The sequence below is a fragment of the Acidiphilium sp. PM genome (assembly GCF_000219295.1).
Taxonomy (GTDB): Bacteria; Pseudomonadota; Alphaproteobacteria; order Acetobacterales; family Acetobacteraceae; genus Acidiphilium; species Acidiphilium multivorum.
Genome location: NZ_AFPR01000574.1, coordinates 1 through 689, shown reverse-complemented (window position 1 = coordinate 689; position 689 = coordinate 1). Strand labels below are relative to the sequence as shown.

Sequence of the window (689 nt, the reverse complement as noted above, 5' to 3'; positions counted from 1 at the left end):
ACACCACTTCTATCGCACGATGGCCTGGCTGGGCGAGGAACTCGGCGACAGGCAAGCGGGCGCCCTCGCGCCACGTTGCGTCAAGGACGTGATCGAGGAGCAACTCTTCGAACGCCGGCGCGACCTGTTCACCGATCTCAGCCTGGTGTTCATGGATACGACCTCGCTCTCCTTCTACGGCGAGGGCGGCGAGACGCTGGGCCGCCGTGGCCATTCGAAGGACTATCGCCCCGACCTCGCGCAGATGATCCTGGCCCTGGTGGTCGATGCCGAAGGCAGGCCGATCTGCACCGAGATGGTGCCGGGCAACACCGCCGACGTGAAGATCCTGATGCCGGTGGTCACGCGCCTGCGCGAGCGCTTCGGCATCACCCGCGCCTGCGTGGTCGCCGACCGCGGCATGATCAGTGCCGATACCATCGCGGCACTGGACGCGCTGGGGATGGAATACATCCTCGGCGCGCGCGAGCGCACCAGCCGGGTGATCCGCGACGTCGTGCTGAAGGACAAGGCCGCGATGGTCCCGCTCGTGCTCGATCGCCAGCATGGTGAGACCCAGCTGTGGGTGAAGGAGGTCCGGATTGGCAAGGGCAAGGCGGCCCAGCGCTACATCGTCACGGTCAATGAGGCCGAGGCGAGAAAGGACAGGGAGGACCGCCAGGCCATCATCGACGGGCTGCAGGCCCAGT

General features: G+C 66.6%; 1 protein-coding gene. It reads left to right on the top strand.

What is annotated here, in order from left to right:
* Positions 1–689 (top strand): IS1634 family transposase (locus tag APM_RS18640; RefSeq protein WP_039889265.1); only part of this gene is annotated, 689 nt, incomplete at both ends.